Source organism: Pseudomonas gregormendelii (assembly GCF_017114825.1).
GTDB lineage: Bacteria > Pseudomonadota > Gammaproteobacteria > Pseudomonadales > Pseudomonadaceae > Aquipseudomonas > Aquipseudomonas gregormendelii.
This window is the reverse complement of sequence record NZ_JADEVO010000010.1, coordinates 1-10280: the sequence shown is the minus strand read 5'-3', so window position 1 is coordinate 10280 and position 10280 is coordinate 1. Positions and strand designations below refer to the sequence as shown.

Annotated in this window: 9 protein-coding genes; 4 read left to right on the top strand and 5 right to left on the bottom strand. The window is 61.3% G+C overall.

The features are described 5' to 3' along the window. Positions 1-79 precede the first annotated feature (79 nt). Positions 80-814 (bottom strand): alpha/beta fold hydrolase, encoded by a 735-nt coding sequence (locus IMW75_RS09340; RefSeq protein ID WP_205892442.1) that lies wholly within the window; start codon positions 812-814, stop codon positions 80-82. Between the two features lie 86 nt (positions 815-900). Further along, positions 901-2070: an MFS transporter gene (locus IMW75_RS09335; protein ID WP_045058166.1), complete on the bottom strand. Its 1170-nt coding sequence runs from the start codon at positions 2068-2070 to the stop codon at positions 901-903. A 169-nt stretch (positions 2071-2239) separates the two neighbouring features. On the opposite strand from IMW75_RS09335, the gene IMW75_RS09330 reads away from it, so the two are divergent. Beyond that, complete coding sequence (locus IMW75_RS09330; RefSeq protein WP_045058165.1) at positions 2240-3040, top strand: glucose 1-dehydrogenase; 801 nt, start codon at positions 2240-2242, stop codon at positions 3038-3040. Next, a complete protein-coding gene (locus IMW75_RS09325) occupies positions 3033-4859 on the top strand; it encodes a glycoside hydrolase family 15 protein (RefSeq protein WP_045058164.1) in 1827 nt (608 codons plus the stop codon). The genes IMW75_RS09330 and IMW75_RS09325 overlap by 8 nt, the downstream gene beginning before the upstream one ends. A gap of 38 nt (positions 4860-4897) precedes the next feature. Here the strand turns inward: IMW75_RS09325 and IMW75_RS09320 are convergent, their stop codons facing one another. Beyond that, the gene (locus tag IMW75_RS09320) at positions 4898-5881 is read right to left on the bottom strand and encodes a GlxA family transcriptional regulator (RefSeq protein ID WP_205892441.1); all 984 of its coding nucleotides are present in this window, start codon (positions 5879-5881) and stop codon (positions 4898-4900) included. 88 nt (positions 5882-5969) lie between these two features. Here IMW75_RS09320 and inhA point away from each other — a divergent pair, with 88 nt between their 5' ends. Further along, complete coding sequence (gene inhA / locus IMW75_RS09315) at positions 5970-6647, top strand: isonitrile hydratase (RefSeq protein ID WP_045058162.1); 678 nt, start codon at positions 5970-5972, stop codon at positions 6645-6647. A gap of 471 nt (positions 6648-7118) precedes the next feature. Here inhA and IMW75_RS09310 read toward each other — a convergent pair whose 3' ends face one another. Continuing rightward, on the bottom strand, positions 7119-7607 hold the full coding sequence (locus tag IMW75_RS09310; protein ID WP_045058161.1) for an SRPBCC family protein: 489 nt from the start codon (positions 7605-7607) through the stop codon (positions 7119-7121). 204 nt (positions 7608-7811) lie between these two features. Here IMW75_RS09310 and IMW75_RS09305 point away from each other — a divergent pair, with 204 nt between their 5' ends. After that, positions 7812-8216: a lysozyme inhibitor LprI family protein gene (locus IMW75_RS09305; protein WP_205892440.1), complete on the top strand. Its 405-nt coding sequence runs from the start codon at positions 7812-7814 to the stop codon at positions 8214-8216. Here the strand turns inward: IMW75_RS09305 and mrdA are convergent. Next, positions 8207-10099 (bottom strand): penicillin-binding protein 2, encoded by a 1893-nt coding sequence (gene mrdA, locus IMW75_RS09300; protein WP_205892439.1) that lies wholly within the window; start codon positions 10097-10099, stop codon positions 8207-8209. The genes IMW75_RS09305 and mrdA overlap by 10 nt on opposite strands. Positions 10100-10280: the final 181 nt, after the last annotated feature.

Here is a 10280-nt window from a genome sequence, read left to right as displayed (position 1 = left end):
CGAGGTTTGATGCGGAAAGTGGCTGCGCGGCAAACCAAAATGTGGGAGCGGGGTTGCCCGCTCCCACAAAGGCGTTGCATCAGGCGCTGGCGACGATGGCGTGCCGGCGATGGTGGATGTCGAGTTGATCCTTGATCACTTTCAGCACCTTGGCCTCGTGTTCATGGATGAAGAAATGGCCACCGGCAAGCATGTCCACCGAGAAACTACCGCGGGTTTCCCTGCTCCAGCCAATCAACTGTTCGGTGCTGGCGCGATCGGCCTTGCCACCGAGGACATGCACCGGACACTTGAGCGGCGCACGCTCGACAGGTTCGAAGCGACCGCACAGCAGGAAGTCGGCGCGCAGCACCGGCAAGGTCAGGCTCATCAACTCTGCGTTGGCCAGGACTTCCTCGCTGGTGCCGTTGAGGCTGCGCAGTTGCTCAATCAGCTCGGCATCGGATTTGGGCTCGGCGAAACCCCGGTCGTAGTCGGCGCGCATCGTCGGTGCGGCGGTGCCCGAAGCGAACAGCGCTACGGGTTCCGGGCTACCCAGCGAACGCAAGGCATGGGCCATTTCACAGGCCAGCAGCGCGCCGAGGCTGTGGCCGAACAAGGCATACGGAGCCTTGAGAGTGACCAGTTGTTCCTCGGCCAATTGCCGCGCCAGGCGGCGCATGTCGGTGTGCAGCGGCTCGCCAAACCGTGCACCGCGTCCCGGCAGTTCCACCGGTTGCAGCTTGATCCACTCCGGCAGCTTGCGCCGCCAGCGGCTGTAAACCATGGCGCTCGCGCCTGAATAGGGCAGGCACAGCAATGTCAGCTGGGTCACCGGGCTCACCTCGATAGTTGTCTGGTTGGAGAACGTATGAGGCGGGCGGTGAATTAGTCGGCTAGCCATCGCGAGCAAGCTCGCGCCTACAATTTGCGGAAGCTCTGGATGGCCGAGCCCAGCACCACGGCGCCAGCCGCAATCGCCACCCAGAACCCGCTGGGTGCGCCAAATGCGTCCACCAGCCAACCCGAACTGGCCGCACCAATGGCCACGCCGATGCTCAAGCCGGTGACCAGCCAGGTCAGGCCTTCGGTCAGCTTCGCCGGGGGCACGATCTGCTCAACCAGAGCCATGGCGACGATCAGGGTCGGGGCGAAGAACAGCCCGGCGACGAATACCGCCAGGGACAGGCCGAGGATGTTGGTCGCCAGCAACAACGGCAAGGTCGTCACCGCCGTCGCCACGCCGCCGTAGAGGAACAGTCGCGGCAGCGGCACTTTCGAACGCAGTGCGCCGAACGCGAGCCCCGCCATGCACGAGCCGATGGCGTACACCGACAGCACAATACTCGCCGTCGCCGGCTGGCCCTGATACCGGGCAAACGCCACGCTGACCACATCGATCACGCCGACAATAGTGCCCATGGCAACCATCAGCAACACCAGCAACCGCAGCTCGCCGGAGCGAATGATCGAGCCCTGGTGGTGCGCTTCGTGGGGATGAATCGCAGGTTCGGTCGCCCTCTGCAGGACAAATGCAGTCACGCCGATCGCCAACATCAGCAACGCCGCCAGCGGCCCGGCTTCAGGGAAGACCACCACGCATAATCCCACCGACAAGGGGGGCCCGACGATAAAGCACACTTCATCGAGCACCGACTCCAGTGCATAGGCGGTTTGCAGCTCGGGCTTGCCGCGGTACACCTCGGTCCAGCGTGCCCGCACCATGGCCGACATGCTGGGCATGCAACCGGCCAGCGCCGCGAACAGGAACAGTGTCCAGTGCGGGGCCTGCAGTCGAGTGCAGAGCAGCACCATCAGCAGCGCGCCGCCACCGATCAGCGCCGACACCGGGAGGATGCGGCGCTGGCCGAAACGGTCCACCAGACGGGAAACCTGTGGTGCGCAAAAGGCAGTGGCCAGGGCAAAAGTCGCCGCCACCGCCCCAGCCAGGCCATAGCCCCCCTGTAACTGCGAGAGCATGGTGATCAATCCGATGCCGGTCATGGAAATCGGCATGCGCGCGATCATCCCGGCCAACACGAAGGCTCTGCTGCCTGGGGCCCTGAACAGTTCGCGGTAGGGATTTGCCATGGTCTGACTGTCTCTGGAAGGGAGTGCAAATTGCCATAAGGCGGGGGGCGGGGAAAGCGCTGAATTGCTGGTTGAATGTTAAGGCCCCAGGATCTTTTGATCTGCTGGTGAACTCTTGAAGTCCGAAACCAGTCAGCTGATAAGGCCCTCAACTCAAGGCGCTAACCCTATGCTGATATCCCTGAACCAACAGGTCGCCCTCATCACCGGCGCCAGCTCCGGCATCGGTGCCGGCGCCGCCAAGGCCCTGGCCGCTGCCGGTGCTGCCGTGGTGCTCAACTATAACTCCCAGGCCGCCCCGGCTGAAGAACTCGCCCGGCAGATCAACGCGCAAGGCGGTCGCGCCATCGCCATCGGCGCGGACGTTGCCAAGGAGGAAGACGTCGAACGACTGTTCGCACAAACCCTCGAAGCCTTCGGCTCGCTGGATATCCTGGTGGCCAATTCGGGCCTGCAGAAAGACTCCTCGGCAGTCGACATGAGCCTCGCGGACTGGAACCAGGTGATCGGCGTGAATCTTACCGGCCAGTTCCTGTGTGCCCGCGCCGCCCTGCGAATTTTCAATCGACAGGGCATTCGCGAAGGCGTGTCCCGGGCCGCCGGAAAAATCATTCACATGAGTTCGGTGCACCAGCGCATTCCCTGGGCCGGCCATGTCAATTACGCCGCCTCCAAAGGTGGCGTCGACATGCTGATGCAGAGCCTCGCCCAGGAAGTCAGCCACCAGCGCATCCGCATCAACGGCATCGCCCCGGGCGCGATTCGTACCGCTATCAACCAGGCAGCTACTGAGGGCGCCGCTGCACAGGAACTGCTCAAACTTATTCCCTATGGCCGCATCGGTGACGTCGAGGACATTGCCAATGCAGTGGTCTTTCTCGCCTCCGATGCCTCTGACTACATCGTCGGCACCACCCTGTTCATCGACGGCGGCATGAGTCTCTATCCGGAGTTTCGCGGCAATGGCTGATCATCATCCCGAACGACAAAGCGCTATCGACGCCCACGGCATCATCGGCGACATGCGCAGCGCTGCACTGGTCAATGATCGAGGCAGCGTGGACTTTTTCTGCTGGCCGGAATTCGACAGCCCGTCGATCTTCTGCTCGCTGCTGGACACCCCCGACGCCGGAATTTTCCAGCTGGCACCGGACTTGCCGGATGCGCGTCGGGAGCAGATTTACCTGCCGGACACTAACGTCCTGCAAACCCGCTGGTTGAGCGACCACGCGGTGGTCGAAGTCACTGACCTGTTGCCGATCGGCGACAGCGAGGACGACCTGCCGGTGTTGATGCGCCGGGTTCGCGTTGTCAGCGGTCGGGCGACCTTTCATATGCGCTGCGCTGTGCGACACGATTACGCCCGCGCCAGCACTCGCGCGCAGATGGCTGATCAGGACGTGGTGTTCGAGGCGACCGACCAGCCTGCCCTGCGCCTGTCCTCGGATCAGGTGATGCGCATCGACGCGAACGCAGCCGTAGCGCAATTCAGCCTGGAACAGGACCAGAGCGCGCAATTCATGCTCGGCGGCGTGGATGACCCGCGCTTTGAACAGGGCGCGGCGGACATGTGCATGGAGCGCACCCTGAAATTCTGGCGCGACTGGAGCGGCCAGTCCAATTACCGAGGCCGCTGGCGGGAGATGGTCAATCGTTCGGCCCTGGCGCTGAAGCTGCTGACTTCACGCAAGCATGGCGCCATCCTTGCGGCCGCCACCTTCGGCCTGCCGGAAACACCTGGCGGCGGGCGCAACTGGGACTATCGCTACACCTGGATCCGCGACGCCTCGTTCACTGTCTATGCGTTCATGCGCCTGGGTTTCGTCGAAGAGGCCAATGCGTACATGGGCTGGCTCCGTGGACGGGTCAGCGATTGCCGCGGCAAGTCGATGAAGCTGAACATTCTCTACGCCGTCGATGGCCGTCAGGAACTGCCGGAATCCGAGCTGTCCCACCTTGCCGGCCATGGTGGTGCAACGCCGGTGCGCATCGGCAATCAGGCTTACGACCAGGTGCAACTCGACATCTTCGGCGAGCTGATGGACGCGGTGTACCTGGTGAATAAGTACGGCGATGCGATCTCCCACGAGGGCTGGAAGCACGCGGTTGAGGTGGTCGATCAGGTCTGTGAAAACTGGCAGCACAAGGACGTCGGCATTTGGGAGATGCGCGGCGAACAGCATCATTTCCTGCACTCGCGATTGATGTGCTGGGTTGCGCTGGACCGGGCCATTCGCCTGGCGTCCAAGCGCTCGCTGCCAGCGCCTTTTGCGCGCTGGGATGAGACCCGACAGGCCATTTATGCGGACATCTGGGACAATTTCTGGAATGAAGAGCGGGGTCATTTCGTCCAGTATATCGGCGGCACAGCCCTGGATGGTTCGATGTTATTGATGCCGCTGGTGCGTTTCGTCAGCGCCAAGGATCCCCGCTGGCTATCAACCCTGCAGGCTATCGAGAAAACCCTGGTGCGTGACGGCATGGTCTACCGCTATCGTAACGAGGATGCAGGAATTGACGGTCTGGAAGGCACTGAAGGTGCATTCGCAGCGTGCTCGTTCTGGTACGTCGAATGCCTGGCCCGTGCAGGCCAGGTGGAGAAGGCGCATCTGGAGTTCGAGCAGCTGCTCAGGTACGCCAATCCGCTGGGGTTGTATGCCGAAGAGTTCGACACCCGAGGGCGGCACCTGGGCAACACGCCGCAGGCCCTGACCCATTTGGCGTTGATCAGTGCGGCGAGCTTTCTCGATCGCAAGTTGAGTGGCGAAAAGAATTATTGGCAGCCATGATGAAGGCCTAAACCCCGAAGAAGCCCCCCAAGCCACGCTCAGGGCATTACTGGATCTGCTGCAGCGCTGATGCAAAAGCGTTCCCGATAGGCTTGCGGAGTGACCCCCATCGCCCTCAGGAAACTGCGCCTGAGGGTCTCTTCGCTACCGAACCCGCATTGCATCGCCACGCGCTTGATCGGCACACCGGTGTCGCTGAGCAACCTGCGCGCCGTTTCCACTCGAATCGACTCAATCGCCCGGGCGGGGGTCTGGCCGGTGTCGGCGCGGTAGTGGCGAACGAAACTGCGTTCGCTCATGCCGGCCTGGGCGGCGAGTGTTGGAATCCCCAAGTCCAGGGGAAGATTTTCGCTGATCCAGGCATGAAGTTCGTCAAAGCGGTTACCTTCTTTTTGCAACGACAAGGTCACGCTGAATTGCGACTGGCCACCGGGACGCTTGAGAAATACCACCAGCTGGCGGGCCACTTCCATGGCCATCTCGCGACCGAGGTCCTGTTCGACCATCGCCAGCGCCAGATCAATGCCGGCAGTGACGCCGGCCGAGGTCCACACCGGGCCATCGTTGATGAAGATCGGGTTGGGCTCCACCCGCAGCAACGGATGCTGCTGCGCCAACTGTTCGCAACGGGTCCAGTGAGTGACTACCCGCCGGCCATCGAGCCAGCCACTGGCGGCGAGCAGAAAAGCCCCGGTGCACACCGAGGACACGCGCCGGCAAAGGGCTCCGTGCCTGCGCACCCAGCTCACCAGTGCAGGGTCCTGAGCCGCTTCATACACGCCCCAGCCGCCGGCGATGATCAAAGTGTCGCTGGCCGACTGTGGGAGCGGTTCAGTTAGCATGGCCAACCCGGCAGAGGACATGACCGCCCCGCCACCGCTGGCGATCACCGTCGGTGCGTAGGGCGCTGGCAGGCCTTGCTGGCGCACAATGTCATTGGCCGAGGCAAACACTTGCAGCGGCCCGGTGACATCGAGCAACTGCACCTTGGGGAACGCGAGCACATGAATGACTTTAGGCATATTGGCGTAATTCGTGGGTTGATTGGCGTATGCGCCACATCCTAGAAGGCTAGAGTGAAGTCGTCCACCCACTTCATGAGAAATCACCATGGCGTTGCAAATTGGTTTTCTGCTGTTCCCACAGGTCCAGCAATTGGACCTGACCGGGCCTTATGACGTGCTGGCGTCCCTGCCGGACGTACAGGTGCATCTGGTCTGGAAGGACCTGGCGCCAGTGACCGCAAGCACCGGGCTGGTCTTGCAACCGACTACGACGTTCGAGGACTGCCCGGCTCTGGATGTGATCTGCATCCCCGGCGGCAGTGGCGTCGGGCCATTGATGGAGGATGAGGTGACGCTGGCGTTCATCAAGGCCCAGGCCGCCAATGCACGGTATGTGACGTCAGTGTGCACCGGCTCCCTGGTACTCGGCGCGGCGGGCCTGCTCAAGGGCAAGCGCGCCACCACGCACTGGGCCTATCACGAATTGCTCAAGCCTTTGGGGGCTATCGCGGTTCAGGACCGTGTGGTGCGCGACGGCAACCTGCTGACCGGCGGCGGGATCACGGCGGGTATCGATTTTGCCCTGACGCTGGCTGCGGAACTGTTCGATGAGGGCACTGCGCAGTTGGTACAGTTGCAACTGGAATACGCTCCCGCGCCGCCCTTTGCTTCGGGCAGCCCGCACACTGCGCCGGCTGCAGTGCTGGAAGACGCCCGGCGCCGTGCAGCGCCATCGCTTGAGCAGCGAACGCGGATTACCGAGCGGGCCGCCGCCAGGCTGTAACCTTTTATTGTAGGAGCGAGCTTGCTCGCGAAAAATGAATGAACGCCGCGGGGTATCAAGCTTTCCGCGTTATCGTCGGAACGCAGCCCGGAACAAGCTCGCTCCCGCAGGGATCGCGGAGGCACCCATCGTCGAACGGCCGGTTTTGTACAGACGAAAAAAAACCCGCCGAAGCGGGTTTTCCCAAGACCATGTCGACTCCCTGTCGATAGCGTTCCGTGCTGATGGTCGATCGTCCCTGATCCCGAGGCACTTCCTGTGCCTCGGTTGATGGGGTCAGAATACGCATCGGATCCAAAATGTAACAGACGATATCAGTACCATAGCGTGTAGGACATTCGCTATAGCTGCTAGCGGGGAACCCTTGGCGCTCCCCTCGCTGAAAGCTGCAAACCTGGGACGCGGGGGTGATGAAGTTCTGCATAACTCAGCTGGCCCGGCGCTTCAACCGTGGCCAGAACCTGCGGACATTTACTCTTGCTGGGGTTGCGGTGCCTTGTGGCTGATTTTGAGGAACTCCTCGATATTGTTCATCTGCTCATCCCAGCCCCGGCTGTCCATGCGGAATGCCTTGAGACGGCGCTCCTGGGGGATGTGATCGAAGCCGGACTCGGTGACCTTGAGCAACGTGCCGCCATCCATATCTTCCAGCTCGAACAACACCAGGGTGGTCGGCTCCTGAGAATAATCGATGTGCGGCTCCACGGCGTAGGGATGCCAGCGAAACGAGAACACCCGCTCCGGCTCAACTCGCTCCACGAGTACGTTCCACAGCAGGTGCTCATAACCGGGGTAAGTGATCTGCCCCTGGGTCCACTCACCGGCGACAAACCGCTTGCCCTCCAGTGCCACGCCAAACCACTGGCCGAAGGCTTCGGCATGGGCGATTACGCGCCAGACCTGCGAACGCGGGGTCCTGAGCAGGATTTTCCTTTGGATACGATCTGATGCTGGGTTCATAAGTCACCTCCTGTAATGAACAGTAGGCCTGTAAGACCACAAGACCAACCTTAAAGTTGTACCAAGCGCATGCTGTAATCAACCCATGGCGCTCATTCGGCTGGGAAATGACTGCAGCGCAGCGGCTTTTGCGCGACCGGTAACCGACTTCGCCGGGGTTCGCTACACTGCCCTTCTCTTTAAGATGTCATAGCGAGAACTCCCATGTACTCACGCTTTCTCCTGGCGCTGACGCCCCTGCTGTTTACCCACCTGGCCCTGGCCGCAGATTGCGATAACGCCACCGACCAGGCGACGATGAACCAGTGCGCCACCCAGCAGAACAAGGCAGCGGACAAGGAACTGAATGCGCTGTACCAGCAGATTACCGGGCGGCTGAAGAGCGATCCGGACCGCAAGAAGCTGTTGATCGGCGCGCAGCGCTCATGGATTGCGTTCCGGGATGCGGAGTGCAAGTTTTCAGCTTCGGGGGTGGAAGGTGGGAGCGTTTACCCAATGATCTACGGTAATTGCATAACAGAGCTGACCCGCGCACGGGTGGAGACTTTCAAGAATTATTTGAAATGCCAGGAGGGCGATATGGGGTGTCCGGTGCCTGGTCAGACGTGAGGATCCCCAGGAGCCTTGCTCGGCGTGGCGTATTGCGGCTTGAGATGGCCCTCCTGATCGAGTAACCAGGCGTCCATGATCTGCCGCACCACCGGGCCGGCGACGCGACCACCGGCTTCACCGTTTTCAATCATTACCGAGATGACAATCTTCGGGTGCTCGGCTGGGGCGAAGCCGACGAACAAGGCATTGTCGCGGTTGCGTTCCAGCGTCTTCGCCCGGTTGTAGCGCTCGCCTTGCTTGATGGCGACCACCTGCGCGGTACCGCTCTTGCCGGCGATGCGGTATTGCGCGCCCTGCGCGGCCGCTCGGGCAATCCCTCGAGCGTCGTGCATGACCATCTGCATGCCGTGGTTGACCTGCTCCCAGTCCCGGGGATCCTTGAGCAGGATATTCGGCATCGGGTGTTCGTCTACCGGGGCGACACCGTCTACGGTTCTGGCCAGATGTGGCCGGTTCCACACGCCTTTGTTGGCGATCAAGGCGGTGGCCTGAGCCAGTTGCAGTGGCGTGACCTGCATATAGCCCTGGCCGATGCCGAGGATCACTGTCTCGCCCGGGAACCAGGGCTGGCGACGCGTAGCGCGCTTCCACGCCTGGGAGGGCATCAGGCCGGCAGACTCTTCGAACATGTCCAGCGAGACCTTTTCGCCAAGCCCGAACATGGCCATGTAGTCGTGCAGGCGATCAATGCCCAGCTTGTGGGCCAGGTCGTAGAAATACGTATCGTTGGAACGCATGATCGCTGCGTCCATATCGACCCAGCCGTCACCGCTGTGATTCCAGTTGCGGTACTTGTGATCGAAGTCCGGGAGCTGATAGTAGCCGGGGTCGAAGACGCGGGTCTGGGGGGTGACTACACCGGCATCAAGGCCTGCGATGGCCACTTCAGGCTTGATGGTTGAGCCGGGGGCGTAGAGACCGCGTAGCACGCGGTTGAACAGCGGCCGGTCGATAGAGTCGTGCAGCGCGGCATATTCCTTGAAGCTGATGCCGGTGACAAACAGGTTGGGATCGAAGCTGGGTTTGCTGACCATCGCCAGCACTTCGCCGGTTGCCGGATCAAGCGCTACCACGGAGCCGCGGCGGTCTCCCAATGCTTGCTCGGCAGCTTCCTGCAGTTTGACGTCAAGGCTGAGCACGATGTTTTTGCCGGGGATCGGGTCGGTGTGCTTGAGCACCCGCAACACCCGGCCCTGGGCGTTGGTTTCGACTTCTTCATAGCCTACATGGCCGTGCAGCTGCGACTCGTAGAATTTCTCGATGCCGGTTTTACCGATCGACTGGGCGCCACGGTATTCAACCGTATCGAGCACCTTGGACTCTTTCTCGTTGATTCGTCCCACATAGCCGATGGAATGTGCGAAATGGGCGCCCATCGGGTAATGGCGAACAAACTGTGGTTCCACATCGATGCCCGGCAAGCGGAACTCGTTAACTGCAAGCACCGCGATCTGCTCTTCGGTGAGCTCATAGAACAACGTGACCGGCACGAACGGGTGCCGCACCTGCTTCATAGCCTTGTCGAACAGCGCGCGATCCTCGATTGGAAGGTGCAGGAGGTTGACCACCTGATCCAGCTCGTCTTTGACGTCTGCGGCGCGTTCACGGGTGATGGTCAGGTTGAAGCTGGGACGGTTGTCCGCAAGCACCACGCCGTTGCGGTCATAGATCAAGCCACGGGTCGGGGTGATCGGGAGGACATGGACGCGGTTGTTTTCCGAGATCGTCGAGTGGTAGTCGAATTCGAGTACTTGCAGCACATACAGGCGCACAACCAGTGCGCAGGAGATCGCCGCAACGAACAAGGCGCAGGCCATGAGTCTCCTGTTGACCAGGCGCGTCTCTTTTTCGTGGTCTTTGATCGGTATCGGTTGGGGCATTTCTGCAGGAGCTCTATGGATATGAAAAGAAGTGCCGGTCCATAGGCGTTGCTATGAACTGGTCAAGCAATCCCGGACACCGTTTACGGTGCTTATGCCGCTTTTTGCTCCATAGCTATTGGCGACAGGTAGTTGTTGTAGCTGTGGAGCCTGGTGCGGTTGTAGTACATGAAGAAACGCA

Coding starts and splice junctions, on each gene's coding strand:
- IMW75_RS09330 (WP_045058165.1), top strand. CDS start 2,240: ATGCTGATATCCCTGAACCAACAGGTCGCCCTCATCACCGGCGCCAGC.
- IMW75_RS09320 (WP_205892441.1), bottom strand. CDS start 5,881: ATGCCTAAAGTCATTCATGTGCTCGCGTTCCCCAAGGTGCAGTTGCTC.
- inhA (WP_045058162.1), top strand. CDS start 5,970: ATGGCGTTGCAAATTGGTTTTCTGCTGTTCCCACAGGTCCAGCAATTG.
- IMW75_RS09335 (WP_045058166.1), bottom strand. CDS start 2,070: ATGGCAAATCCCTACCGCGAACTGTTCAGGGCCCCAGGCAGCAGAGCC.
- IMW75_RS09305 (WP_205892440.1), top strand. CDS start 7,812: ATGTACTCACGCTTTCTCCTGGCGCTGACGCCCCTGCTGTTTACCCAC.
- mrdA (WP_205892439.1), bottom strand. CDS start 10,099: ATGCCCCAACCGATACCGATCAAAGACCACGAAAAAGAGACGCGCCTG.
- IMW75_RS09310 (WP_045058161.1), bottom strand. CDS start 7,607: ATGAACCCAGCATCAGATCGTATCCAAAGGAAAATCCTGCTCAGGACC.
- IMW75_RS09325 (WP_045058164.1), top strand. CDS start 3,033: ATGGCTGATCATCATCCCGAACGACAAAGCGCTATCGACGCCCACGGC.